General features: G+C 36.6%; 23 protein-coding genes, 1 tRNA gene and 2 pseudogenes. 19 read left to right on the top strand and 7 right to left on the bottom strand.

Features of this window, described 5'->3' with window-relative positions; genetic code table 11:
* Positions 1-288, bottom strand: a complete 288-nt coding sequence (gene gatC / locus ACFIJ9_RS05480; protein ID WP_015856421.1) for an Asp-tRNA(Asn)/Glu-tRNA(Gln) amidotransferase subunit GatC — start codon at positions 286-288, stop codon at positions 1-3.
* Positions 289-426: 138 nt separating this feature from the next.
* Here gatC and ruvX point away from each other — a divergent pair, with 138 nt between their 5' ends.
* Positions 427-906, top strand: a complete 480-nt coding sequence (gene ruvX, locus ACFIJ9_RS05475; protein WP_375636082.1) for a Holliday junction resolvase RuvX — start codon at positions 427-429, stop codon at positions 904-906.
* On the opposite strand, the gene ACFIJ9_RS05470 is transcribed toward ruvX, so the two are convergent.
* Positions 891-2,510, bottom strand: coding sequence for an acyl-CoA dehydrogenase family protein (locus ACFIJ9_RS05470; RefSeq protein WP_273787944.1), 1,620 nt, complete (start codon positions 2,508-2,510; stop codon positions 891-893). The two genes, ruvX and ACFIJ9_RS05470, sit on opposite strands and share 16 nt — an antisense overlap.
* Before the next feature lie 125 nt (positions 2,511-2,635).
* Here ACFIJ9_RS05470 and ACFIJ9_RS05465 point away from each other — a divergent pair, with 125 nt between their 5' ends.
* Genes ACFIJ9_RS05465 through dprA form a run of 4 tightly spaced genes read left to right on the top strand, consistent with a single transcriptional unit; the run spans position 2,636 to position 6,732 of the window.
* Positions 2,636-3,601 (top strand): aspartate carbamoyltransferase catalytic subunit, encoded by a 966-nt coding sequence (locus ACFIJ9_RS05465; protein ID WP_375636081.1) that lies wholly within the window; start codon positions 2,636-2,638, stop codon positions 3,599-3,601.
* The gene (locus tag ACFIJ9_RS05460) at positions 3,598-4,899 is read left to right on the top strand and encodes a dihydroorotase (RefSeq protein ID WP_375636080.1); all 1,302 of its coding nucleotides are present in this window, start codon (positions 3,598-3,600) and stop codon (positions 4,897-4,899) included. Before ACFIJ9_RS05465 ends, ACFIJ9_RS05460 begins: the two co-directional genes overlap by 4 nt.
* Before the next feature lie 11 nt (positions 4,900-4,910).
* On the top strand, positions 4,911-5,543 hold the full coding sequence (gene plsY, locus ACFIJ9_RS05455; RefSeq protein ID WP_375636079.1) for a glycerol-3-phosphate 1-O-acyltransferase PlsY: 633 nt from the start codon (positions 4,911-4,913) through the stop codon (positions 5,541-5,543).
* Positions 5,518-6,732, top strand: coding sequence for a DNA-processing protein DprA (gene dprA / locus ACFIJ9_RS05450; RefSeq protein ID WP_375636078.1), 1,215 nt, complete (start codon positions 5,518-5,520; stop codon positions 6,730-6,732). Before plsY ends, dprA begins: the two co-directional genes overlap by 26 nt.
* Here dprA and ACFIJ9_RS05445 read toward each other — a convergent pair.
* Positions 6,662-6,868, bottom strand: coding sequence for a hypothetical protein (locus ACFIJ9_RS05445; RefSeq protein ID WP_005773510.1), 207 nt, complete (start codon positions 6,866-6,868; stop codon positions 6,662-6,664). The two genes, dprA and ACFIJ9_RS05445, sit on opposite strands and share 71 nt — an antisense overlap.
* 265 nt (positions 6,869-7,133) lie before the next feature.
* Here ACFIJ9_RS05445 and topA point away from each other — a divergent pair, with 265 nt between their 5' ends.
* The 10 genes and pseudogenes from topA (at position 7,134) to ACFIJ9_RS05395 (ending at position 15,765) form a co-directional block, all read left to right on the top strand.
* On the top strand, positions 7,134-9,707 hold the full coding sequence (topA, locus tag ACFIJ9_RS05440; protein ID WP_375636077.1) for a type I DNA topoisomerase: 2,574 nt from the start codon (positions 7,134-7,136) through the stop codon (positions 9,705-9,707).
* 3 nt (positions 9,708-9,710) lie between these two features.
* Positions 9,711-11,987 carry a ribonuclease R gene (gene rnr, locus ACFIJ9_RS05435; RefSeq protein WP_375636076.1) on the top strand — a complete coding sequence of 759 codons (2,277 nt, stop codon included), beginning with the start codon at positions 9,711-9,713 and terminating at the stop codon, positions 11,985-11,987.
* A gap of 386 nt (positions 11,988-12,373) precedes the next feature.
* Positions 12,374-12,586 (top strand): hypothetical protein, encoded by a 213-nt coding sequence (locus ACFIJ9_RS05430; protein WP_375636075.1) that lies wholly within the window; start codon positions 12,374-12,376, stop codon positions 12,584-12,586.
* Positions 12,587-12,616: 30 nt separating this feature from the next.
* Complete coding sequence (locus ACFIJ9_RS05425; RefSeq protein WP_375636074.1) at positions 12,617-12,832, top strand: hypothetical protein; 216 nt, start codon at positions 12,617-12,619, stop codon at positions 12,830-12,832.
* Positions 12,829-13,071 (top strand): hypothetical protein, encoded by a 243-nt coding sequence (locus ACFIJ9_RS05420; RefSeq protein ID WP_375636073.1) that lies wholly within the window; start codon positions 12,829-12,831, stop codon positions 13,069-13,071. Before ACFIJ9_RS05425 ends, ACFIJ9_RS05420 begins: the two co-directional genes overlap by 4 nt.
* Before the next feature lie 68 nt (positions 13,072-13,139).
* Entirely contained in the window at positions 13,140-13,430 is a 291-nt protein-coding gene (locus ACFIJ9_RS05415; protein ID WP_375636072.1) for a hypothetical protein, read from the top strand.
* A 124-nt stretch (positions 13,431-13,554) separates the two neighbouring features.
* Positions 13,555-13,722 carry a 50S ribosomal protein L33 gene (gene rpmG / locus ACFIJ9_RS05410; RefSeq protein WP_004864083.1) on the top strand — a complete coding sequence of 56 codons (168 nt, stop codon included), beginning with the start codon at positions 13,555-13,557 and terminating at the stop codon, positions 13,720-13,722.
* A 315-nt stretch (positions 13,723-14,037) separates the two neighbouring features.
* The gene (locus tag ACFIJ9_RS05405) at positions 14,038-14,595 is read left to right on the top strand and encodes a thermonuclease family protein (protein ID WP_375636071.1); all 558 of its coding nucleotides are present in this window, start codon (positions 14,038-14,040) and stop codon (positions 14,593-14,595) included.
* 28 nt (positions 14,596-14,623) lie between these two features.
* A pseudogene (locus tag ACFIJ9_RS05400) lies at positions 14,624-15,252 on the top strand (uracil-DNA glycosylase family protein).
* 21 nt (positions 15,253-15,273) lie between these two features.
* Entirely contained in the window at positions 15,274-15,765 is a 492-nt protein-coding gene (locus ACFIJ9_RS05395) for an Lrp/AsnC family transcriptional regulator (RefSeq protein ID WP_015856433.1), read from the top strand.
* Positions 15,766-15,813: 48 nt separating this feature from the next.
* Here ACFIJ9_RS05395 and cobT read toward each other — a convergent pair whose 3' ends face one another.
* The 3 genes from cobT to glpD all read right to left on the bottom strand — a co-directional run bounded on the left by cobT (position 15,814) and on the right by glpD (position 20,394).
* Entirely contained in the window at positions 15,814-16,800 is a 987-nt protein-coding gene (gene cobT, locus ACFIJ9_RS05390; protein WP_375636070.1) for a nicotinate-nucleotide--dimethylbenzimidazole phosphoribosyltransferase, read from the bottom strand.
* 385 nt (positions 16,801-17,185) lie between these two features.
* Positions 17,186-18,166 (bottom strand): tRNA dihydrouridine(20/20a) synthase DusA, encoded by a 981-nt coding sequence (dusA, locus tag ACFIJ9_RS05385; RefSeq protein ID WP_375636069.1) that lies wholly within the window; start codon positions 18,164-18,166, stop codon positions 17,186-17,188.
* A 698-nt stretch (positions 18,167-18,864) separates the two neighbouring features.
* On the bottom strand, positions 18,865-20,394 hold the full coding sequence (gene glpD, locus ACFIJ9_RS05380; protein ID WP_375636068.1) for a glycerol-3-phosphate dehydrogenase: 1,530 nt from the start codon (positions 20,392-20,394) through the stop codon (positions 18,865-18,867).
* A 345-nt stretch (positions 20,395-20,739) separates the two neighbouring features.
* Between glpD and ACFIJ9_RS05375 the strand changes: the two genes are divergently transcribed.
* The 4 genes from ACFIJ9_RS05375 to ACFIJ9_RS05360 all read left to right on the top strand — a co-directional run bounded on the left by ACFIJ9_RS05375 (position 20,740) and on the right by ACFIJ9_RS05360 (position 24,005).
* Positions 20,740-21,612, top strand: coding sequence for a DsbA family protein (locus ACFIJ9_RS05375; protein ID WP_375636067.1), 873 nt, complete (start codon positions 20,740-20,742; stop codon positions 21,610-21,612).
* Positions 21,613-21,854: 242 nt separating this feature from the next.
* Positions 21,855-22,352, top strand: a complete 498-nt coding sequence (accB, locus tag ACFIJ9_RS05370) for an acetyl-CoA carboxylase biotin carboxyl carrier protein (RefSeq protein WP_375636066.1) — start codon at positions 21,855-21,857, stop codon at positions 22,350-22,352.
* 14 nt (positions 22,353-22,366) lie between these two features.
* Entirely contained in the window at positions 22,367-23,725 is a 1,359-nt protein-coding gene (gene accC, locus ACFIJ9_RS05365; protein WP_375636065.1) for an acetyl-CoA carboxylase biotin carboxylase subunit, read from the top strand.
* 204 nt (positions 23,726-23,929) lie between these two features.
* Positions 23,930-24,005, top strand: a tRNA-Thr gene (locus tag ACFIJ9_RS05360).
* 487 nt (positions 24,006-24,492) lie between these two features.
* On the opposite strand, the pseudogene ACFIJ9_RS05355 reads toward ACFIJ9_RS05360, so the two are convergent.
* Positions 24,493-25,000: pseudogene (locus ACFIJ9_RS05355) on the bottom strand (hypothetical protein).
* Positions 25,001-25,120: the final 120 nt, after the last annotated feature.

Genomic DNA, 25,120 nt, shown 5'->3' with positions numbered 1-25,120 from the left:
TTACTCAACAATTTTTGAGACAAGAAAAAAATTTTCTTCTGTAACAGGGGCATTGGCTACAATATCTGCTGCTTTATCGCCATCTGTAACACTATCTTCACGCATTCGTAGAGTCATCGGCATCACAGATGTTAATGGCTCAACTCCACTGACATCAACTTCATTCAATTGCTCTACAAAACCTAAAATAGCATTGAATTTTTTTGTCACAGGTTCTATCTCATCATCGTGGATAGCAATCCGCGCTAAATGTGCGACCCGCTTGACGGTCTCTTGATCAACAGACATACTATTTACGCCTTTCTGTTTTTATTAATCTTTATTCTGGCTATACAAGGCTGAGCTTGCAAGCGCAAGAATATTAGATAACATGAATGAAGAATATAACCATTAGATCTGAAACATTAAAAAACGCATTATACCCTTATGACCGTTATTAATATAAACGAAGTTATGACACATCTTTTGCCTGGACAAACAATAGCAGGCTTAGATTTAGGGACAAAAACTATCGGAATTGCGATTTCTGATATGGGGCTGACTGTCTCAAATCCGCGTCCTGTACTACAGCGAAAAAAATTTACAGAAGATGCTTACACACTTATTAAAACTTTTGACCGTGAAAATGTAGGCGTTATTATCATCGGCTTACCCCTTAACATGAATGGGAGCAGCGGTTCTCGTGTTCAAGCAACCAGAGCTTTTGTGAGCAATATGAAAGCTTATACAAAAATTCCATTTGTTTTTTGGGACGAACGTTTGTCAACAATTGCTGCAGAGCGTTCTCTTCTAGAAATGAATGTATCGCGCGCTAAAAGAGCAAGCCGAATTGATTCGGCAGCCGCTGCTTTTATATTGCAAGGTGCTCTCAATAGAATTCAAAACTTTCATCATATGGAAGGATAGAGGACATTGAGCAAATGCCCTGCATTATATCGTGCAATGAGCATCCCGTAGGAAGATCTCCACTGTCCCCCAAGACGGCTTTCCATATAGGCATTTGCAACATGTTCTATGTCTGTAGAACGTAATGCTGCTGCTGCTGCTGCATAGGCTACCTGTTCAACAAAAAACCTTCCTGCACCTTCATTTGCTGATGCCATATCACCTGCTGACTTAATAATTTCAATTGCTCGTGGTCCCGCTGGTCCAATATCAAGAGCAATTTTTTCTAACAATTTCTGAAACAGTCCCGGTGCTTTTTCAGCAATAAGAATGGCATCCTTTACCAATTGATTAGCAGAACTATTTCTCACAATTCGTGCAGGCCCATTATGCAACATTTGCGATAATGGATTATTCTCTATAAAACTTTCAATACCAAGTTGTGCAATAATTTCGCCAATAATAGGCACAACCAATTGACTTACGTGATAAGCAATAATAGGTGTCATAATGCGGGCAAAAGCTGCTTCAGAACGGTCATTTGCTGCATTGTCAAATGCTCTCGCTAAACGCAAAACCAATGCTTGTGAAGCAGCTATATCTAATGCAATATCTGCAAAAATACGTTCTGTCAGTGGTGGTAAAGGTTGATTGGGCATTTTTTTCCGGAAAAAATCTATGCCAAATTGAAGAGCCGCTCGCAAAACACCTGCCGATATTACTGATTGATCGAAACGCATCATCGTCTCGATATCTTTAATAACTTTAAGCCCTTCTCCAGCATTTCCCAAAAGCCAACCATAACTGCCTTGGAAATCAACAACCCCCTCTGGTGTTAAAAGTTCTCCAGAACGCTGAATTAAATGACGAATCGATATAAATCCATTTAATGCGCCATTTTCTTGTATGCGTGGAATAAAAAAACAACTTAAATGACCATTTAAATCTGCACTAACAAGATATCCGTCAGCGGTAGGATTAATAACATTGGTTTTTACAACATTTAAACGATATAGATCACGTTCCATACTTTCATCGAAAGAAATCTTCTTAACACTTGGAAAATTAAAAGCGTATTTTTCAATATCATCAAATGCACAAGTTAGAGAAGCAGCCTTTTTATGATGAATAGGCTTTGATGAGGAATCATATTGGCGTGATAAAAGTACATTTTGCCATTTTTTGAAGAGCTCAATATCACTAATTAACACAGCAATAGCTGCACTCGTTATGATAACTTCATTCAAATGTCCTGTTTCTAAACCAGCAGATAAAGCTAAACGAATCGCACGCGCTTGATAGCGTACTCCATTTTCTGAGCTCGTATTTTCCCAAAGTGAGGTAACCAAACCAGCTTGTCTAGAATATTGTTGAAGAGCTTGATAGGAAGAATGGATCTCTAATTTTTCCGTCGGTTGCCCCCATTCATCATTATAACACAATAAAGGCTTATAATGATTTGCCAAGCAAGAGAGTTTCCATGCTTCTCGACTCGCTGCAAAATCTCCTATTTCTTCAAAACTTGCTAACAAAAACTTAGGCAAAGTAGAGGCAATACGAAACATAAGCGTATCGCTAAGAAATGTATTTTTTCGACGATTATTTTGCGCAGATACAGCACTCATAGGTATATTCCTACATTCAAACCATTCATATCATAGACTATTTGTCTTTTTAGAGTTAAGAAACATTTATCATATTCAAACAAATGCTTGTTTAACCTGTTTAGAGAGAGATAAAGAAGAATGCTATGATTCAAGATAATTTTTTTCCACTTTTCCCTCATCAACATCTTTTAGCTATTAAAGATCTAAGTGTACAAGATCTTAATACATTGCTTGATCGTGCAGAAGCAAATGTTATCCTTTCTAACAAAATTGATAAAATAAAATCTACTTTGCATGGACGGACTCAAATTAATCTCTTTTTTGAAGCCTCTACGCGAACACAATCTTCTTTTGAATTAGCGGGTAAAAGGCTAGGTGCACACGTGATGAGTCTTGCGATCGGCAACTCATCTGTAAAAAAAGGAGAAACATTACTTGATACAGCTGCAACTCTCAATGCGATGAAGCCGGATATACTGGTTTTTCGCCATAACAGTGCAGGAGCGGCAGCTTTATTAGCGCAAAAAGTTGATTGTTGTGTCATTAATGCAGGTGATGGTGCTCATGAACATCCAACACAGGCTTTATTAGATGCTCTAACCATTAAAAGAGCAAAAGGTCGTATTGAAGGATTAACTGTTGCGATTTGTGGAGATATCTTACACTCACGTGTTGCCCGTTCCAATATCCTGAGTCTCAATGCTTTGGGTGCTCGTGTTCGTGTTGTTGCTCCCTCAACACTCTTACCCGCAGAAATCACTCATATGAGTGTTGAGGTTTTTAACACAATGAAAGAAGGTCTTAAAAATGCTGACGTTATCATGATGTTACGCTTACAGCATGAACGGATGACAGGTTCTTTTATTCCCTCTACGCATGAATATTTCCATTATTTTGGCTTACATAAAGAAAATTTAGCCTATGCCAAAAATGATTCCATTATTCTGCATCCTGGCCCAATAAACCGTGGTGTAGAGATTGCATCTGACATAGCAGATGGATCACAAAGTATGATTCATACACAAGTAGAAATGGGAATTGCAGTGCGTATGGCGGTCATGGAGGCTTTATTAGATTCACGCGCAAAGATCAGTGGAGAAAAAAAATGATAAAACCAATTGTTTTTCAAAATGCTCGTATTATTGATCCTTCACGCGCAGTCGATGAAATTGGTACAGTTATTGTTGAAAATGGACGGATTATAGCCGCTGGAAAAGATGCTCTGAATCAGGGTTTCCCAGAAGAAGCAGAAATTGTTAACGCACAAAACAAAGCAATTCTCCCTGGCCTTGTTGATGCGCGCGTTTTTGTTGGAGAATTAGGGAATGAACACTGTGAAACAATCGCATCAACAAGTCAATCCGCCGCCGCAGGTGGTATTACTTCTTTCCTCATGATGCCAGATACGCGTCCAGTCATTGATAATGTGGCACTTGTTGAATTTATTAGGCATACAGTACAAGAAAAGTCATCGGTCAATATTTATCCCGTTGCTGCGATCACACAAGGTTTCAACGGACAGCAAATAGCGGAATTCGGCTTACTAAAAGATGCAGGAGCTGTTGCCTTTTATGAAGGAAAAAAAACGCTTCAAAGTTCATCTGTTATGCGACGTGCAATGACTTATGCGCGTGATTTTGATGTTCCATTGATGCATGAAACGCAAGATAAAGATCTTACAGGACAAGGTGTGATGAATGAAGGGCTGCTCGCCAGTTGGCTTGGTCTTTCTGGCATCCCCCGCGAAGCAGAAGTTATCCCACTTGAAAGGGATCTGCGATTAGCAGTATTAACGCAAACACGCTATCATGCCGCTCAAATATCAACAGCACTCTCTGCTGATGCACTTCGTTTAGGTAAAAAACGCAGTGAGAAAATTTCAGCGGGTGTATCTATTAATCATTTATCTTTCAATGAAAATGACATTGGCGAATATCGCACCTCTTTTCGCTTAATGCCCCCATTGCGTACAGAAGAAGACCGTATAGCAATGATTGAAGCAATAAAGGATGGGACTATAGATGTTATTGTCTCTTCTCATGATCCTCAAAGTAAAGATACAAAACATTTACCATTTAATGACGCAGCAGTTGGCGCTATTGGTATGGAGACTTTATTGAGTGCAGCCTTACGCCTTTATCATGATGAGAGCCTATCTCTTCTACGGATAACTGAACTTTTGTCAACGGCGCCTGCAAAGCTCTTTGGACTCAATGCAGGAACACTGAAGAAAGGTGCTCATGCAGACCTTATTGTGGTTGATCTTGAAGAACCATGGGTTGTTTCGAAAGAGAAGCTCTATTCACGTTCAAAAAATACCCCTTTTGAGAATGCACGTTTTCAAGGACGCGTGCTCCAGACCATTGTGAAAGGGAAAACCGTTTTTAAACTTGATCAACAAACTTAATGAGATTTTTAATGAATGAAGCAGAAATATTTTTTCAGTCCACTCCATGGTTTATTTTCCTCATATCTTATATCATTGGCTCGATTCCATTTGGTCTTCTTTTTACGAGATTAGCCAAACTTGGCGATGTGAGAACAATTGGTTCCGGCAATATTGGAGCTACAAATGTTTTACGAACAGGAAATAAAAAACTTGCTGCTCTAACACTTCTTTGTGATATGTTGAAAGGAACTATCGTTGTTTTCGTTATAAAGTTTTTTAGTGATCCGCTAGACAATAGTATCCTTGTTTCTCTAGCAGGTTTTTTTGTTTTCTTAGGGCATCTTTTCCCCATATGGCTTAAATTTAAAGGCGGCAAAGGTGTTGCTACCTATCTAGGGATCTGCTTAGGAATCTATTGGCCTGCAGCAATTATTTTTATTATTGTATGGATAACGATTTTTCTCCTCACACGCTATTCTTCATTATCCGCACTCGTTTCTGTTGTTATAACTGCGATATTTGTTTTTTACTTTTCCGATCCTTATTTCTATTTTATGCTGATTGTGATGAGCATATTTGTGTATATAAAGCATTACGCAAATATCGGTAGATTATTAATTGGGGAAGAAAGTAAGATTGGGACTCAAAACGGGGATAAATAAAGGAATCCTGCTCACTGATCGTCAACGTCTAAATTGGTTACGGTTGTTGCGTAGTGAAAATATTGGAGCAGTGAGTTTTCGCAATCTCATTGATCATTATAAAACAGCAGAAAATGCTCTGGAAGCGCTGCCAGAGCTTAGTAGAAAAGGCGGTGGTTCTGTATCTATTAAAATAGCAAGCTTAGAAGATGCAGAAAAAGAAATACAAAAAGCGAAAAGATTAGGTGTTCGGTTTATCGGTATGGGAGAACCAGATTATCCAGCTTTTCTTAAGGTTACAGAAGCCCCTCCGCCGCTTATTGCTATCAAAGGTAATGTTTCAATTTTTCAAAAAACTTCTATTGGAATTATAGGTTCTCGAAATGCTTCAGCTGCGGGAAAAAAGCTTACGGCTCAATTTGCGCGTTTTCTCGGAGAAGCAGACTTTGTAACAATTTCTGGGCTCGCTCGTGGAATTGATAGCGTTGCGCATCAAGCAAGTTTAAAAACAGGAACTGTTGCAGTTATGGCTGGGGGAATTGATCATATCTATCCTCCTGAAAATAAAAAGTTGCATGAAGATATTATCGCCAATGGTGGAGCCATCATCAGCGAAATGCCCATTTCTTGGAAGCCGCGTGCTATCGACTTTCCAAGAAGAAACCGTATTATTGCAGCTCTATCACTTGGTCTCTTGGTTGTAGAGGCAGCCCTGCGCTCAGGGTCCTTAATTACCGCACGTCAAGCAGCTGAAATGGGGCGGTTAATTTTTGCCATTCCCGGCTCACCACTTGATCCAAGATCTGTTGGTACAAACAATCTTATCAAGGACGGTGCTCTACTCACCACACATCCTTCTGACATCATAGAAACACTTACGCCATTAATTTCACCGCTTCCAAATTCGCAACTCAATTTTTTTGAGGAACCATCCTCTTTACAACTTGAAAAGGAGAATTTCAATTTAGCAGATGAAAAAAACAGCGGTCCCTCTTTAGCAGGTGATGATGCAGCACGTGCAGCAGTTCTCTCCGCTCTTTCAACAACGCCAATCGATTTAGACACTCTCAGCACCCACACAGGTGTTTCACTTCCAACTCTCTACCTCTTGTTGGTAGAACTCGAGCTTGCTGGAAAGCTTATTCGACACTCTGGTGGTTGTGTGTCATTGTCGAATCTTGATCTTCCCCAAGAGCCTCAGCACTATTAATAATGCTTTGCCCTTCTTTGGCAACCATATCCAAAAGCAATGCTAAAAGCGGACTATGCGCCTGACGCGCCATCTGATTCATTTGCTTAGACATGTCTGTAATATATTGGATAACTTTTAAATGATTTATAAACATAATCCTCTATCCTTGAGCATTTCCCCTCCTACCTCTCAATAGACGTTATCTTAGTATTTCGTCGTATGTTTTTGTAATAACAGTGGAAAATAAATCGTGTAATTCTATATAGGGTGTATTCTAATAATAACAATCATAAGTTGTACAATATTCATGTTTTTTATATGGCTAATATTTTTTTATGTGCTCTTAAGCAATTGTCATTAGCTATTCGCGTAAAAGGCGTTTATAAAAAAGTTTTTTATTTCAATATTTGGGTAAAATTATGAATATCGTTATCGTTGAATCTCCAGCAAAAGCAAAAACAATTAATAAATATCTTGGGTCTCAATACAAAGTTGTCGCATCATTTGGACATGTTCGTGATTTACCTGCAAAAGATGGTTCTGTTTTACCGGATCAAGATTTTTCTATGAAATGGGATATAGATTCTTCTGCCGCTAAACGTTTAAATGAAATAGCAAAAGCCGTTAAAGAAGCCGATAGCCTTATATTAGCAACAGACCCTGATCGTGAAGGGGAGGCTATTTCATGGCATATTCTGGATGTTCTTCGTCAAAAAAAAGTTTTAAAAGATAAACCTATTAAAAGAGTTGTCTTCAATGCCATCACAAAAAAGTCTGTGCTTGATGCTATGAACAATCCACGTGATATTGATACATCACTTGTAGATGCTTATCTTGCACGTCGCGCACTTGATTATCTCGTTGGTTTTACACTTTCACCTGTTTTATGGCGAAAACTCCCTGGTGCACGTTCAGCAGGACGCGTTCAATCGGTTGCTTTGCGTATTATTTGTGATCGTGAATCAGAAATAGAACATTTTATCAAAGAAGATTATTGGTCCGTTACAACACAGTTAAAAACCATCCGAAATGATAGTTTCCAAGCAAGATTGACAATGTTTAATCAAAGAAAAATAGGCAAGCTTGATATTCAATCTCAAGAACAAGCAGACCAAATTCGCTTTATGTTGGAGAAAGCCCAATATCATACACTCAGTGTTGAAGCAAAACCTACAAAGAGAAATCCTCTTCCTCCATTTACAACCTCCACACTACAACAAGCAGCTTCTTCAAAATTAGGATTTTCAGCTTCTCGCACTATGCAAATTGCCCAAAAGCTTTATGAAGGCATTGAAATTAATGGTGAAACGGCAGGGCTTATTACTTATATGCGTACCGATGGTGTGCAAATAGCACCAGAGGCTATAGATTCAGCACGAAAAGTTATTCATGAAACTTTCGGTAAAGACTATATTCCTGAAAAACCACGTTTTTATTCAACAAAGGCAAAAAATGCACAGGAAGCACACGAAGCGATCCGTCCAACAGATTTTCAACGCAATCCTAGTCAAGTCCGTAATTTTCTTGATAGCGATCAAGCAAAGCTCTATGAGCTGATATGGAAGCGTGCTATTGCCAGCCAAATGCGTTCTGCTGAAATTGAACGCACAACTGTTGAAATTGAAGCACAGCAAGGAGAAAACCGTGCAAATCTACGAGCAACAGGATCTGTTATTCGCTTTGATGGCTTTATTTCCGTCTACACCGATCAACGAGACGAAGAAAATAATGAAGAAAATGAAACAACACGTTTACCACAAATAAACACTGGTGAAGCACTTACAAAAGAAAAAGTTGAATCTGCACAGCATACCACAGAGCCCCCTTCTCGTTATTCTGAAGCTTCATTAATTAAAAAGCTTGAGGAGTTAGGAATTGGTCGTCCTTCAACTTATGCCTCCACATTGGCGACATTGTGTGACCGTGGATATATTGTAATTGATAAACGAAAGCTTATTCCCGATGCTAAGGGACGTATTGTTACAGCCTTTCTTGAAAATTTTTTTAATCGCTATGTAGAATATGGTTTCACAGCAGATCTTGAAGAAAAGCTGGATCTTATCTCTGATGGAAAACTTTCTTGGAAAGACGTATTGCGAGATTTTTGGGATGGATTTAATGCATCTATTAGCAATATCCAAGAACTCCGTATAACCAATGTTCTTGATGTTTTAAATGTAACATTAGCACCTCTCGCCTTTCCTAAACGTGAAGATGGAAGTGATGTGCGTTCCTGTCCTCTTTGTAAAAATGGTCAATTATCATTAAAACTCGGTCGTTATGGTGCTTTTGTTGGCTGTTCTAATTATCCCGAATGTAAGTACACACGCCAACTCGGTACAGATACTGGAGAAGAGAATGAAGCTGTGCGCAATGATGAACCTGTTATCCTTGGTATTGACCCTGAAACAGGAAAAGATATCTCTCTTCGTAATGGTCGGTTTGGTCCCTATATTCAACTTGGTGAAAGCAAAGAAGTTAAGCGTGCAGGACTACCAAAAGAATGGCAGGCAGAAAACGTAACCCTTGATAAAGCCTTGGCCTTACTATCCCTTCCCCGTGAAATTGGCATTCATCCTGAAACTGGAAAAACAATCACAGCTACGATTGGACGATATGGTCCCTATCTTAGCCATAACGGAAAATCTGCGCGCCTTCTTCATGCAGATGAAGTTTTTGATATTGGTATCAATCGCGCTGTTACAGTATTGGCAGAGCAACAAGAAAACAAAACCAAGCAAAGCAGAACAACACCTGCAGCATTGGCAACATTAGGAGAGCATCCCGAAGGAGGAACCATTACCGTGCGCAACGGGCGTTATGGTCCTTATGTTAATTGGGGTAAAATTAATGCAACATTGCCAAAAGATAAAGATCCCATTAGTGTAACACTGCCAGAGGCATTAGAACTTATATCGGCTAAAGCATCGAGTAAAAAAACAACTTCAAAAAGAGCTTCTTCTAAAACAAAAGCAAAAATAAAAGAGACATAAATTTTGGCTAAAGGTGAAAAAAACATAAAATATCTCTCTTCATTCAAGGGGAAAAATTTTCCCGATAAGGAAGAAATCCTTTTCTTTATAAATGAGAATCCTAACCACTCAAGTAAACGAGAAATCGCCAAAGCTTTTAACTTAAAAGGCGATTCCCGTATTTGGCTTAGAGATATATTACGTGAGTTAAAGGATCAAAATCCTATCTCTAAACAACGCAAAAGAGCAATAAACAAAGGAAAATTACCTCCTGTTACTTTAGTAAAAATTAGCGGACGTGATAAAGATGGGAGTTTTATTGCACAACCTCTTGAATGGGAAGATTCTCCAAAGCCCAATATTGAAATACACTCTTTTCATCACATAAAAGGAAGTAGCATTGGTGTTGGAGATCATATTCTTGTAAAAGTTTTTCGAAATAAAAATTCTGAAAGCTCAAGCCCCCCTTATATGGGACGAATTATTCGTAAAATTGATGTATCTCCCAAAAGCGCATTTGCTGTTGTACGAAAATTTGAAAATAATCAATGGCGCCTTGATCCTATAGACCGCAAAACCAGTGAACTCATTGTTGAAATGTCTCCAGAAATGAAGATTGAAATTGGTGATCTCGTTGAAGTCGAAATTAAAAAAAATACTGGTTACGGATTAAAGAGCGCAAAAATAAAGAATGTTTTAGGGCATATTAAGAGTGAAAAAACACTCTCAATGATAGCGCTTCTTTCGAAAGGAATTCCTTATATTTTTCCTGAAAGTGTTCTTGAGCAAGTCAAACATATCAAAGCTGCCAATATGGATAATCGTGAAGATTGGCGACAATTACCATTTATTACAATTGATCCACCAGATGCAAAAGACCATGATGATGCAGTTTATGCAACCAAGGATAAGGACCCAGCAAATAATGATGGTTGGATTATTATTGTGGCCATTGCAGATGTTTCTTACTATATCAAAACAGGAAGCGCATTAGATAAAGAAGCATTGAAACGCGGAAATTCTGTTTATTTTCCCGATACCGTTGTGCCAATGTTACCTGAACGCCTTTCTCATGATTTATGTTCTCTGCGTGAAGGAAAAGAAAGACCAGCTTTAGCCGTTCGTATGATTTTTGATGCAAACGGTAATAAACGAAAACATAGTTTTCATCGTACTATGATTCGTGTAAGAGCCAAACTTTCTTATCAAGAAGTACAATTGGCAATTGAAGGGAATATAAATGAAAAAACAGCCGCTCTTTTTGAGAGCATTTTGCAACCCTTATGGGAAGCCTATGCATGCCTTAAAGCTGCGCGAAATCGTCGCCAACCACTAGAGTTAGAAATTGCAGAAAAAAAGATTATTCTTGATCAAAATGGATGCATAAAAGATGTTGTGAGTGAAACACAATTAGAAGCGCATCGTTTAATTGAAGAGTTTATGATACAAGCCAATATTGCAGCTTCTGAAACATTAAAACAACATCACCAGCCCCTCATTTATCGTATTCATGAAAAACCTTCTCTTGCTAAGCAAGAAATACTTCGGAGCTTTCTTCAAAGTTTGGGGATACCACTCTCCCGCGGAAGCGAACTTACCTCAGCGCGCCTTAATAGCATTCTGGCAAAAGTGACGAATACACCACAAAAAGAATTGATCAACCAAGTTATTCTGCGCTCACAATCTCAAGCTGAGTATAATCCAAAAAATATCGGCCACTTTGGTTTAAACCTACATAACTATACACATTTTACATCCCCCATCCGTCGTTATGCTGATCTTATTATTCATCGAGCACTCATTAAAACGCTGAAATTAGGAAATGATCAATTAACAGATACACAAGAACAAAATCTTGCAGAAATTGCTACGCAAATTTCTTTATACGAGCGCCGTGCAATGATGGCTGAAAGGGAAACTATTGATCGGCTTGTTGCTCACTATTTAACGAATAAAATCGGCCGTATTTTTACAGGTCGCATTTCCGGAGTGACAAAAGCAGGTCTTTTTATCTCACTTGATAAACTCAATACAGATGGTTTTGTCCATATTTCTACACTTAAAAATGATTATTATCATTTTGATGAAGCACAACATGTTCTTGTAGGACAGCGTAGCCATAAAGGCTATCAGCTCAGTGATGTTGTAGAAGTAAAACTTATAACGGTACAACCTTTTGCTGGCGCTTTATGCTTTGAACTCTTAACAAAACCTCGTCCAATAAAATTTTCACCGACATCCTACCATAAAAACAAATTAAAAAAACAAAAGCATACCTTTTATGGGAAAAGAAAAAATTAAGCTTCTTGTCCTCCATTAAATAGAATATGAATAATAAAAAATAATAACTTCAAGTTAAGAAATGACTTATATAATATTTATATTATATAACGTGTACAATCTTCTTTTTTTAGTATACAAGAGGATGAATTTTATTGTTATCTCTATAATAACCACATAAAAATCTTGCAGTTTTTTATACTCAGGGAATGAGAAAAACTGCAAAGAATAGTTTGGTCTCCCTTTCATTTCAGCTCATCTTTTTATTGTTTAAATCAACAAAAGTACCTTAAGCCATTCTCATGAAAAAAAAGCTTTTGACTCTCAAAACAATTCTTTGCGTGCAATTATTGTAGCTATTGTAACTATTGGCACCGTTGGAACAGCATTGGGAATAGGAACACAACTTGTCTCTCTCTCTTCTTATGGCAGAGAAAGGTATTTCCAATAGTATGATCGGCTATAGTGGAACTGTTGGTGGATTTGCCACAATTGTTGCAGCTATTTTTACTTCTCGAATCGCCTTATGCTTAGGCATTTCTAAAACGATATTATTTATGATGGCCATAGGATCTTTAAGTTTTTTAGGATTCTATTTTTTTGAATCCATATGGATTTAGTTCATTTTAAGGTTTATATTACATTTTACTATGACAGTTATGTTTATCCTATCAGAGTTTTGGATCAACAGTTATGCTCCCCCTAAAAGACGTGGTTTTGTTCTTTCCATTTATGCTATTGTCCTAGGATTAGGGTTTGCGGTAGGTCCAATGCTATTAGCAAAAGTGGGAACACAAGGTTTTATTCCTTTTGCTGTTGGTTATAGTCTTATTATATTGGCTGCTATCCCAATTCTTGCCGCTTGAAATTAAGTCCAGAATTTCAAAAAAGCCAATATACACCATTTTTTCGTTATCTTTTTCACGTTCCAAGCGCAATGATGGCAGTACTTGTTTACGGTGCTATTCAAATGGGCGCATTAACTCTTATTACACCCTTTAGTTTATCCATTGGTTATAATGAGAATGAAGCAGCACACTTTATGGCAACCCTTGTGCTCGGAAATGTTTTCCTCTTAATTCCTATCAGCATTAGGAGTATATAAGCGATTATGCCAAAGATCGACGCTATCCGCTGATAAGTTGCGCTATCTTAGGTTTTTTGGGAACTTTCATGGTACCATGGATCATTCAATATCCATGGATTCTGATGCTTGATCTGTTCCTTCTTGGTGGTGTATCAGCGAGCCTTTATACAATCGGCCTTGCACATCTAGGGGCACGTCTCAAGGGACAAGAACTAGCTACTGCTAATTCTGCTTTTATTTTTTGCTATAGAATTGGTATGCTTATCGGGCCGACCTTTATCGGAAAATCCATGGATATCTTTAATCCTTTCGGTTTTTCAATAGCTATGGCTGTTTTTTTAGTTTATATATCACTTTGGTGTTTGTCCAACTTATGAGAAAATTAATCAGCTCTTGACTTTTTTGAGAACATCCGTAGTGTTGCTGGAGAATCTGATGACATCAGAAATAGGTTTTGATAGCAAAATAATATTTTTTCAGTATAAATAGGGTTCTTACATTATGGCTAAAGCAGCAACCATTAAGATCAAGCTTTTATCAACTGCAGATACCGGTTTTTTCTATGTAACAAAGAAAAACAGCCGTACAATGACAGATAAAATGAGCAAGCGTAAATATGATCCAGTTGTAAAAAAGCACGTTGAATTTAAAGAAACAAAAATTAAATAAATAGATGTTATACTCCAAAAGAAATGTGGGGATATTGCTCTTCAAAGTTATTTTTTGAGGGGCGTTTTTTTGTTTCCTTAAGTTTAAAAAGTTTACTTTAAAATTTGTATGTTTTGTACGGTTTTGAATAAGTTGATTTATTATTTAAGTTGCTTACATATATTCTACATGAATATTTGATTATTGTGATATCTAACGAAAATTTTTTCATTAAAACGAAACATTGTTTCGTCATATGAATAAAATTTCTCGGACGAATTATAAGCAATACTAAAATAGAGTGCGTTATAATAATGTTAGCAGTTTCTTGGTTTCATGAAAAAAAATTCTCATTTTAATCTAAGAAGCTTAAAAAAAATCACTGGTTTCAATATTTTTGTTGCAGCTAGCATTCTTGTTTTTATGTCAATTTATTTTAAGCAGAATCAGCCGTTGCCTCAAAAAGAAAAATTTTCTTCTCAAAACTCTGTTAAAGGAAATGCAGTAATCATTGATGGCGATTCTATCATGATTTCTTCAATTAAGATTCGACTGGTTGGAATTGATGCTCCTGAACTCCACCAATTTTGTGGAAAAAAGAAGGAACGCTACCCTTGTGGACTTGAGGCTAAAAAATATTTAGAACAACTACTAGACAATCAAACTGTTACATGTCACTGGCATAAAATAGATCAATACCGTCGTGTTCTTGCAACATGTAAAACAAAACAAGTTAGCAATATCAATGCAACGCTTGTACATAATGGTTGGGCTGTAAGTTATTATGAATACCCTAAAGAAGAACAAGAAGCTAGAAAGAAAAAAAAAGGAATATGGGCATCAAGTTTTCAACGACCGCGAGAATGGCGCAAAACAAATCCTCGCACTGAATAAGAAAAATATTTTTTAATTTCATTGACCAATGAAACGATGTAAACAGATTATCAAACTTGAAAAAAAATCTATTCCTGTCGTGTTTGTATCCAACAACCACATTATTTTCCTCCTCTTCCTCACGAACCAAATCCCGTCGTTTATTTATCCGATACGGCTTCGATTGCAATTGCAGGACAAGCACCAGGATTGCGTGTCCATGAAACTTCTATCCCTTTTAATGATCACTCTGGCAAAAGGCTGCGTGATTGGCTGGGGGTAACGAAAGAAGAATTTTATAACAAATCTCTTTTTGCTATTGTTCCTATGGGATTTTGTTTTCCAGGTTATGACAACAATAAAGCTGATTTACCACCAAGGCGTGAATGTCGAGAAATATGGCATGAAAAGATATTCCAAGCGATGCCTCAAATAAAGCTTGTTCTTGCTATTGGCAGTTATGCGCAAAAGTGGCATATTACAGAATTAAAACATAAAACTGTTTCAGCAACCGTTAGTGATTGGAGAAATATTCTTTCCATCCCCCAACCTCAAGGCTATAATGTTATGCCTTTGCCTCATCCATCATGGCGAAATACTTCTTGGTTACAGAAAAACCCATGGTTTAACGATGAGCTTATTGTATATCTGCGTCGTTTAGTGCGTAAATTTTTATAAATTAAAATATTGAGAAAAAATATGGATCGTCTTGACCGAAAAATTTTACATCTTTTGCAAGAAAATGCGACACTTTCTGTTGCTGATATTGCTAAAAAAGTGGGACTTTCGACCACTCCTTGCTGGCGTAGAATTCAAAAACTTGAAGAAGATGGTGTCATTCAGCGTCGTGTTGCCGTTCTTTCTCCAGAAAAAGTAAATGCGCATGTCACTGTTTTTGTGTCTATTCGCACAAACACACATAGCCATGAATGGTTTAAGCGTTTTTCAAAAATTGTGCAAGAATTCCGTGAAGTCATAGAATTTTATCGAATGAGCGGAGATATTGACTATTTATTGCGTGTTGTTGTGCCCAATATTGAAGCTTATGATCTTTTTTATAAAAAATTAATTTCTAAAATTGACATCCGTGATGTCTCATCTTCTTTCGCAATGGAACAGATTAAATATACAACGGAACTTCCACTTAATTATATTAAATTACACGACAAGACGCATGAACAAAACTCTTAAGAGTTTTTTATATCGTCTCATTATCTTTTAGGCATTCAAACTTTCTTGTTAAAAAACCACCGTTTGTGCATGTGTTAAAACAGCAGCTTTGACAATACCAGCTGCCATAGCTGCTCCTGTCCCTTCACCAAGACGCATCCCCAAATCAAGAAGTGGTTCTTTGCCAATTTTTTTTAAAAGTTTACGATGAGCTGCCTCAGAAGAAACATGTCCAACAAGGGTATGATCAAGAGCTTTTGGATGCATTTTATAAAGGACCGCAGCAGCTGCTGTTGCCACAAAACCGTCTAAAATCACGGGTATTTTTTCTATTCTTGCTGCTAAAATAGCACCAACCATAGCAGCAATTTCACGTCCTCCTAAGCGACGCATTATCTCAAAAGGATCATTAAAATAATCCTTATGCAAAGAAATAGCTGTATTAACCGCTGCGATTTTACGCTGATAAAAATCACCTTCTGATTCCTTACCATTTTCTGTCCATTCTTCCACTTCTCCTCCAAACAATGCTAAGCATAAAGCTGAAGCTATTGTTGTGTTTCCAATTCCCATTTCTCCAATACATAAAAGATCTGTCCCACCCGCAATGGATTCCATTCCAAATGCCATTGTAGCAGCTGCACTCCGCTCATCCATTGCAGCATCCTTCGTAATATTCATTGTTGGATATTCCAATGCTAAATCAAATATTTTTAATCCAAGATCATAAGCAATACAAATTTGATTAATAGCAGCTCCACCAGATGCAAAATTTTGCACCATCTTTTGTGTCATCGATTGTGGAAATGGTGTAACATTTTCTTCTACTATACCATGGTTTCCAGAAAAAATAGCGACCAAAGGTCGCGTTACGATAGGTTTTTCTGTGCCCCTCCATCCCGCATACCAAACAGCAATATCTCCCAGTTTTCCCAATGTTCCTTGCTCTTTTGTTAAGTTTTTTTGCCGTTTTTTTGCCAAGATTATAGAAAACTCATCAGCAACAGGTAAATTTGTAAGCAAAGCACGAAAATCATCAAATGGACTAGCGGTCATAAGGATACCTTTTAAAATCTACAATGTTTATGAAAATCACGTCATATATACAGGATATGAATAATTTATTGTTTTTTTAAACAGTGCTTAAAAAACGTTAAATATTATGAAAGCAATGATTTCTATTTTCTAATCAAATAACGAACATGAAAGATTTAAAATATTATCAATATGTTATTACTATTTTTACATTATGCTCTTAACCTATTTCTCTATTAAATAGGAGCAATCAGCATGTTGTTTAATATATAAATTCTAACATTCCTTCTATAACAAAAGTTGCAAATTTTCAGAAACTTATAAAATCGAAGGGATCAAAATGATCATAAAGAAATCAAAACACAAAGGATCTCAATTTTAACATATGTTAATTGTCAGGCTGTTATTAAATGAGAGCATAAAAAGCTTCTTTTAAAATACATATATCTGCATTTGGTTTTGTTGCGTCATTTGATAATATTTGCCTCCATCGACGTGCCCCACCCCGCCCATGAAATAAACCAATCATGTGACGCGTCACATGAGAAAGCCGCCCTCCCGATGCAATATGTCGAGCCGCATAATCACACATAACCTCAATAAGATCACTCTCACTCAGATTATTTTGCGCCTCATCATAGAGTTCAAAATCAATATGTTTTAACAAAGCTGGATCATGATAAACTTGGCGACCAAGCATGACAGCATCACAGAAAGTTAAGTGTTCTTTGATCTCATCAATCGATTTAATTCCACCATTTATCCCAATGAATTTATGAGGATATTTACGTTTTAATTTATAAACCCTTTCATAATTAAGGGGCGGAATATTGCGATTTTCTTTCGGACTCAATCCTTGTAGCCATGCCTTGCGTGCATGTATCCAGAGCGCATCACATCCAGCATTCCAAACCTGATTAGCCAAAAGATCTAACGCTAACTCTTCATCTTGTTCGTCCACTCCAATCCGACATTTGACAGTTACTGGTATAGTAACCTCTCGTTTCATCGCTTCCACGGCATTTGCCACAATGTCTGGATGTAGCATCAAACAAGCCCCAAAGACACCAGCTTGAACACGATTTGATGGGCAACCGACATTGAGATTTATTTCGTTGTAGCCAAAATCTTCAGCAATTCGTGCAGCTTCTGCTAACTTTTTCGGATCTGCCCCCCCTAATTGTAATGCAACTGGGCGTTCTTTATCGCTAAAAGCCAACAATTGTTTGCGAACACCATGAATGATAGAATCTGCTACCATCATTTCCGTATAAAGGAGTGCTTTTTTCGTTAAAAGACGATAAAAAAACCTGCAATGTCGGTCTGTCCAATCCAACATTGGTGCTACTGCAAATTTTACAGGCGATGGAAGGTTGTAAAATATCATGAGGGTATTACTCTCATATCCCTATAGCTCTCTCTCTTTATACATAGAAAAATACTTACTTTTAGTTTACGGAAATTTTTATTCCCTTATACTATCATGAGTATAATAACAGCCCATTATATTCAATTGATATAAAGGTTTACTACAATCAATCATGATAAAACACAATATGGCATTTCTCATAGATTAGTGTTCAGGTATATAAACATGAAAAAATTTTTCACTATAATATAAAAAACTCATTTACAATTTCTTCTTACGCTCATCAAGCCTCTATCCTTACATGATTTAGCACAGCGTTTAAGATAATAAACGATAAACTAAAACATTGTACAATTTTTCATAATAGATTTAATTTTCTTTAGATTTTTTAACTTATTGTGCAAATAAATGCTACAGAAGGTACTTTTATTTTCTCCTCAAGAAAGAACAAAAATCCTTATTCTACACGAATCTAATTATAAATCAGTTTTTCTCAATGAGTAATTCTTGGTAATATTCTTCGATTTCACTTTATAAGATAGATAAAGTTGATCCTAAATATTCTATCTAATTTTGCCATTTTATGATTCTTGCAAAAAAAAACTAAAATTAGGGTATAGACAATCATTGTCTTTTTAATATGTATGACTGACACCAGTATCTCTTGAAGAGAAATATTTTACAATATTGCAGATAAAATCTGTAAAATGAAATGATCATAAACGTTGTTCAATCTCTTGTTGGCTTTGCATATAGGAAGAAAGAATGTCAACCTCTTGTTCATTAAATAGGAGACCAAGTTTTGAACGACGCCATAACACATCTTCACATGCTTTAGCCCATTCTTTTTCCATCAACCATTTTACTTCTACTTCATAAAGCCCATGTCCAAAATCTTTTCCTCTATTTGCCTCACCATGTTCAAATATCACTAATGCTTCCGTACCATAGGAGCGTGCAAGCCTGCGATGTGTAAAAGCATCTAAATCTGGCATCAAAAGAGCAATCTTATTTTCGATTATATCTAATTGATTATAGGGAAAATCACCCCCTGGAAGTACTGTTTTAGCTGTCCATGATGCTCCCTTTTTACCAAGCGCTTTTTCAACAAATTTCATCGCATCTTCAGCCAACTTACGATAAGTTGTAATCTTTCCTCCGTAAAGATTAAGAATCTTTGGTGTTGTTCCTGTTCCCATTTCTTTTAAAACATAATCGCGCGTAATTTCTTGTGCTTTTGAAGCTCCATCATCATAGAGTGGACGAACTCCAGAGTAAGACCAGACAATTGTTTCAGGTAACACTGGTTGTATGAAATATTCACTGGCTGCTGCACAAATGTAATCAATTTCTGTATCAGTAATATGAACGTCAGCCGGATCTCCTTGATAATTACAATCTGTTGTTCCAAGCAAGGTAAATTCTTCTTGATACGGAATAGCAAATATAATACGCCCATCACCATTTTGAAAAATATAAGCACGATCATGAGTATAAAGCTTGGGAACCAAAATATGAGAACCTCTAACAAGTCGTACTGGTGGATGTTCTTTACAGTCTAATATGTTTGCTAAAACATGATCAATCCAAGGTCCTGTCATATTCGCGACATAAGAAGCTGTGACACTATATTCTTTACTACTTAACTTGTCTTGAAGAACGATACGCCATTTATTGCCTTCTTTTTTTAAAGAGAGAACTTCTGTTCGTACTTTTATATCAGCTCCCCACTTTTCTGCATCACGAGCATTGCCAATAACTAAACGCGCATCGTCTACTCTTGCATCAGAATATTCAAAACCTCTCTGATATTCTTTCTTCAGTGTAGAGCAAAATTTTTTTGAAAAATTAATCGTTTTACTGCGCCACAATTTCTGATTCCAATTCCCTAAATAATCATAAATAAAAAGTCCAAAACGCAACATCCAAGCAGGACGCAATTCTTTATGATAGGGAAGAAGAAAACGCAAAGGACGCACAATATGTGGAGCCATACGTAAAATGATCTCGCGTTCTTTCAATGCTTCACGAACAAGTTTGAACTCATAGTGTTCAAGATAACGAAGCCCACCATGAATAAGCTTTGTTGACGCACTTGAGGTCCCAGATGCAAGATCGTTCATTTCAGCCAATCCCACTTTAAATCCGCGTCCTGCTGCATCTCTTGCCAATCCACACCCGTTTATCCCTCCCCCAATGATAAACAGCTCATAATGTGTTGTGGTTTTCATAATTTCACTTTTCATTATTTAATTTTGTTTCTCAGTACTCAATAAAGCAATAGGAAAAAATAATACAAGTGTTCTTCATTGTATTATCAACGTACTTTTTCCTAAAATAAACACGCACAAAAAGCTTTTGATACCCTTACACATCAAAACAACATTTGACAAATTAAAGAGAATTTTTTTATCTTTTACAAAAAATAATCCTTGCCAAGCCAAGGTTCATCATATGAAGTCTTTTTAGAGAAAAATTGATGTTTTTTCTCATTCTTAAATACACACTATAGCTAAATGCTTTATTGCACATAGATAACGCTTTTCATATAGTTCACTCAATGACACACTAGGAAATATGAAGGTATACAGATGACTCATCACTCTCAAAATTCGAAAATAACACCTCTTTCAAAAATTTTAGTCCCAGTTATGTCGAGTATTTTAATCTTTTTACCTTCTTTATCAAACGCAACATCACACTCAAAAACAGCAAATCATTTAAGCTTAGAAAAGCTTAAAACACAACTTTTGGAAGATTCTAGCTTTTTATCTAAGCTTAAAGAAAAAATGATACCACATACTGATTCTCATCATATTCAACAAATTGTCAGAGAGTACCTTCTTACTCATCCAGAAGTTCTGATTGAAATGCAGCTTATTCTTCAAGATAAGCTGGAAAAACAGAACGAATACGAAAACAAAATACAAACTTCTGTCATCCATTTATTAGAAAAAGAAATTTTTCATTCTCCTCATGACGCCGTTTTGGGAAACCCAAATGGTAAAAAAGTGCTTGTCAATTTTTTTGATTACAACTGTGGATATTGTAAAAGTTCCTATTCACATATAGAAGACTTGATAAAAGAATATCCAGATTTAAAGGTTATTATTAAAGATTTACCAATTTTAAGCTCTGATTCTATGGCAGCCCATACTGTTGCCTACGTATTTCGAAAACAATTTCCAGAGAAATATCCTCAGTTTCACAAAACGCTTTTAATGTATCATGGCCGCGCAAATGAAGCTAAAGCTATTAAAGTAGCTGTTTCATTAGGAGCAGATGAAAAAAAACTACGTAATGCAATAAAAGATTCCACTCTACAAAACGCTTTTAAAGAAAATATCCAAATTGCCTCTAAACTTCATATTACGGGAACACCTTCTTACATTATTGGTAATAAAATATTCATTGGCGCAGCCAGACAAGATACTCTAAAACAAGCGATAGACAATACACGGTGAATACCTGATCAGTTTTAGGAAGAATACTGTAAATGAGGTAATTTTATGCTTTCTCTTTTTTGATAACAGGCTTATAAGTGCAATTTTGCGTAAAGCAGATACGAATTTTAAATTGCAAAGTATAATGATTTAAAGGAAATAAAAATCTTTAAAGCCTCAAAAGATATCATCCCTAATCTAGAGATATGCAGTCATAAAATGAGATAATGACGATCTTCATTGATCAAGGAGTTAGAAATAAAATGGCAACAAAAAAAATGGATTCGGTAAAAACTGCAATTGATACGAAAATTATTCGTGATCTTGCTGAAATTTTGAATGATACCAATTTAACGAACATTGAAGTTGAACAAGGGGAGCTTCGTATTTGTGTCTCACGTCAAAATACCTTAACTTCTTCTGAGCAAGCCATCTATGCTCCTGTTTCTACTCCTACTTTTTCTGTAACATCTTCTCCAGTCCCAACAACTGAATCTCCTATACAATCTATCCAAGAAGATAAATCAAAAAACACAATAACCTCTCCGATGGTTGGAACAGCTTATCTTGCACCTTCACCAGGCGCGCAACCTTTTGTAGAAGTAGGACAAAATGTTTCTGAAGGGGAGACATTACTTATTATTGAAGCCATGAAAACAATGAATCAAATTTCATCACCACGCTCAGGCACGGTAACCACTGTTCTTGTCAAAGATGGCCAACCTGTTGAATTTGGTGAACCACTTATTATTGTTGAATAAAGCGAGGGGCAACCATGATTCGAAAAATACTCATTGCTAATCGGGGAGAAATTGCTCTTCGCGTTTTGCGTGCATGTAAAGAACTTGGCATAAAAACCGTGGCTGTTCACTCTACCGCTGATGCAGATGCAATGCATGTTCGTCTTGCTGACGAAAGCGTTTGTATTGGACCTCCTCCTGCTCGCGATTCTTATTTGAGTATTCAGCAAATTATTGCTGCTTGTGAAATTACAGGAGCTGATGCTGTTCATCCAGGTTATGGCTTTCTTTCTGAAAATGCAAAATTTGCAGATGTTCTAGAAGCCCATGATATTACATTCATCGGTCCAACAGCTACTCATATCCGAATCATGGGCGATAAAATCGAAGCAAAGAAAACCGCTAAAAAACTTGGTATTCCTGTAGTTCCCGGTTCAGATGGAGCAGTCACTGAAGAATCAGATGCTTTACGCACTGCTCGTGAAATTGGTTATCCAGTTATTATCAAAGCTTCTGCCGGTGGTGGTGGACGTGGTATGAAAGTCGTTCATTCTGAACAAGAATTTTCTATAGCTCTCAAAACAACGCGTTCAGAAGCGAAAGCTGCTTTTGGTGATGACGCTGTTTACATAGAGAAATATTTAGAAAAACCCCGTCATATTGAAATTCAAGTCATAGGTGATGGTGCGGGAAATGCTATTCATTTAGGAGAACGCGATTGTTCACTTCAACGACGGCATCAAAAAGTATGGGAAGAAGCTACATCACCTGCACTTAACGAATCTGAACGGAAAAAAATTGGCAGTATTGTTGCAAATGCCTGTGCCCAACTTGGATATCGTGGAGCTGGTACTGTTGAATTTCTTTATGAAAATGGTGAATTTTATTTTATTGAAATGAATACGCGTTTACAAGTCGAACATCCTGTAACTGAAGAAATTACGGGTATAGATTTAGTCCATGAACAAATCCATATTGCATCAGGCTGCAAGCTTTCAGTGACACAAGATGATGTCTGTTTTTCTGGTCATGCCATTGAATGCCGTATTAATGCAGAAGATCCTATTAACTTTACGCCATCACCTGGAACCATTACACATTTTCATACACCTGGAGGTTTAGGGATTCGTGTTGATTCAGGTGCTTATTCAGGTTATCGTATCCCTCCTTATTATGATAGTATGATTGGAAAGCTGATTGTTCATGGACGTACCCGTTTAGAATGTATGATGCGTTTACGGCGTGCTTTAGATGAATTTGTCGTCGATGGGATAAAAACTACACTACCTCTTTTTCGCGATCTTATTAATAATCAAGATGTTGCTGATGGTAATTATAATATTCACTGGCTAGAAAAATACCTTGCTCATCAATCAAAGTCTTCAGATTCGTAATTCGATAGCAAAATGGTGAATTCCTATAAAAGATTCTATAAGATATCAACATAAGGATAATTCCAACCTTGCTGTAAAAAGTGGTAAAAGAGGAAATAGATTGGTTATTTTTTATTTGTTATACAGTTTTCTTTTAATATGTACAAAATTTGATAATTTTCTGTTTTCCTTTTTGCGAGTTTGTGCTAACTCCTACGTGGTTACGCCCTTATAGCTCAGTTGGTAGAGCACCTGATTTGTAATCAGGGGGTCGGGAGTTCGAGTCTCTCTGGGGGCACCATATGATTTTTTAATTACGTGTAGCTTATTCATTTTCCGATCCTTTTTAAATTCAGGAGAAGATAGAGCTGGGCGTGAATTTAAAAAACGTGTTATTTTTATCAAATTTCTTTTTTAATGCTTTAAATTCAGCCAATTCCTACCAAGGAAAATATTAGAGTTTAAGTTTCTAATGAATATACTAACAACTCCATAACATTGGCAAAATTATCCAGTGAGCCGTTATTAAAAGAATCAGAAAGTTTTTTGTAAAGTTTCTTTCCACAAATATTTTCTTCAATAAAGCCATCTAATGCATCAGCCTTAACTTTAGCAAAGATATAACCAAAGTCTTTTAAAGCTTTAATGCGATAAAGAGTGTGATTATAAAATACATGTGTCTCATTTATTAAAGAAAGTTCTTTTCTTTAATAAGATTATAGCCTTCTATCTAACAGCGTTTTTTGCTGTAAAACTCAAATTATCTACCTGCTCAACTAAAAGAACTTTTATTGTTTAGCTTTTGTGCTTTTTTCAAAGAGATGTGGGCTTTCAAGAATAAGCTTTTCTCGTGCTTTCTGTAACTGTTTAATGACTTCATCAATCTTTGATGGAGAACAAAAAGATTCTTGGCTATTCAACAAATGCAGCCTCTCCTTTCCCTCATATAAACATTGCATCTGAGATTGAAGTATTCTAACTTCTTGAAAAAAAAGACGTCCTGTTTCCTTAAAACCATTGTTAAGTGCAAAAAGTTGATCGGAAATGGATAGCAGAATTTGTTTTAAAAAACGCTCATTTTCTTGGCGTTTACGATATTCTAAAATAAGAGCATGGCTTATCTCATCTAACTGTTTTTTTGTAGAATCAATTTGACGCAATAAATTTGGTTTTTCCCCCATATCACCTTTTCTCACCTTCACAAGCATAGCATGAATATCTAACAACTTAATTGCGGAATGAGATAAATAATCAACAACTGTAGGCGTTATTAACATAGCTTTTCCGTGCAATCATCACAAACTCACCTAATGACTGTTTTTTACATTCATCCCGCTATTTATTTTTCATTTTACAAAGCCATTCTAAAGAAAGTGCTAAAAAATATTACCTCCAATGCATTATTCGATGTCCCCT

Origin of the sequence: Bartonella sp. MR90HLJMH, from assembly GCF_042194115.1 — a bacterium.
Taxonomy (GTDB): Bacteria; Pseudomonadota; Alphaproteobacteria; order Rhizobiales; family Rhizobiaceae; genus Bartonella; species Bartonella grahamii.
Note: the sequence above shows the minus strand (reverse complement) of the source record. Positions and strands in the feature narration are given on the sequence as shown.

Coding starts and splice junctions, on each gene's coding strand:
- gatC (WP_015856421.1), bottom strand. CDS start 288: ATGTCTGTTGATCAAGAGACCGTCAAGCGGGTCGCACATTTAGCGCGG.
- ruvX (WP_375636082.1), top strand. CDS start 427: ATGACCGTTATTAATATAAACGAAGTTATGACACATCTTTTGCCTGGA.
- ACFIJ9_RS05470 (WP_273787944.1), bottom strand. CDS start 2,510: ATGAGTGCTGTATCTGCGCAAAATAATCGTCGAAAAAATACATTTCTT.
- ACFIJ9_RS05465 (WP_375636081.1), top strand. CDS start 2,636: ATGATTCAAGATAATTTTTTTCCACTTTTCCCTCATCAACATCTTTTA.
- ACFIJ9_RS05460 (WP_375636080.1), top strand. CDS start 3,598: ATGATAAAACCAATTGTTTTTCAAAATGCTCGTATTATTGATCCTTCA.
- plsY (WP_375636079.1), top strand. CDS start 4,911: ATGAATGAAGCAGAAATATTTTTTCAGTCCACTCCATGGTTTATTTTC.
- ACFIJ9_RS05445 (WP_005773510.1), bottom strand. CDS start 6,868: ATGTTTATAAATCATTTAAAAGTTATCCAATATATTACAGACATGTCT.
- topA (WP_375636077.1), top strand. CDS start 7,134: ATGAATATCGTTATCGTTGAATCTCCAGCAAAAGCAAAAACAATTAAT.
- ACFIJ9_RS05425 (WP_375636074.1), top strand. CDS start 12,617: ATGACAGTTATGTTTATCCTATCAGAGTTTTGGATCAACAGTTATGCT.
- ACFIJ9_RS05415 (WP_375636072.1), top strand. CDS start 13,140: ATGGTACCATGGATCATTCAATATCCATGGATTCTGATGCTTGATCTG.
- rpmG (WP_004864083.1), top strand. CDS start 13,555: ATGGCTAAAGCAGCAACCATTAAGATCAAGCTTTTATCAACTGCAGAT.
- ACFIJ9_RS05405 (WP_375636071.1), top strand. CDS start 14,038: ATGAAAAAAAATTCTCATTTTAATCTAAGAAGCTTAAAAAAAATCACT.
- ACFIJ9_RS05395 (WP_015856433.1), top strand. CDS start 15,274: ATGGATCGTCTTGACCGAAAAATTTTACATCTTTTGCAAGAAAATGCG.
- cobT (WP_375636070.1), bottom strand. CDS start 16,800: ATGACCGCTAGTCCATTTGATGATTTTCGTGCTTTGCTTACAAATTTA.
- dusA (WP_375636069.1), bottom strand. CDS start 18,166: ATGATATTTTACAACCTTCCATCGCCTGTAAAATTTGCAGTAGCACCA.
- glpD (WP_375636068.1), bottom strand. CDS start 20,394: ATGAAAAGTGAAATTATGAAAACCACAACACATTATGAGCTGTTTATC.
- ACFIJ9_RS05375 (WP_375636067.1), top strand. CDS start 20,740: ATGACTCATCACTCTCAAAATTCGAAAATAACACCTCTTTCAAAAATT.
- accB (WP_375636066.1), top strand. CDS start 21,855: ATGGCAACAAAAAAAATGGATTCGGTAAAAACTGCAATTGATACGAAA.
- accC (WP_375636065.1), top strand. CDS start 22,367: ATGATTCGAAAAATACTCATTGCTAATCGGGGAGAAATTGCTCTTCGC.